We start from the raw sequence: 237 nt of genomic DNA, 5'->3' as shown, positions 1-237 counted from the left end.
ACTGTGATGATTTTGATCATAAAAACCGTTTGCTTGACAAAATTGTTTGCGATAAAGAGATGGAACAAGTCATCATCTTTGCTGCGACCAAACGTAGTACTGAAAAATTAGCCAAATCTTTACAAGAGCAAGGCCATAAAGCCAGCTTCTTACATGGTGATTTGCCACAGAGCAAGCGTAATCGTATCGTTCAAGACTTGCGTAACGGCAAAGTCAAAATTCTAGTAGCAACGGATG

1 protein-coding gene is annotated in these 237 nt (G+C 39.7%); it reads left to right on the top strand.

The features are described from left to right. Window positions 1-237, top strand: a 237-nt coding sequence (locus tag AAEY75_RS16980; RefSeq protein ID WP_352260349.1) for a helicase-related protein, incomplete at both ends; no start/stop codon positions are given.

The organism is Psychrobacter sp. TB55-MNA-CIBAN-0194 (assembly GCF_040309505.1).
GTDB classification, from domain to species: Bacteria; Pseudomonadota; Gammaproteobacteria; order Pseudomonadales; family Moraxellaceae; genus Psychrobacter; species Psychrobacter fozii.
The sequence above is the reverse complement of the archived record's forward strand: the minus strand, read 5'-3'. Positions and strand labels throughout refer to the sequence as shown.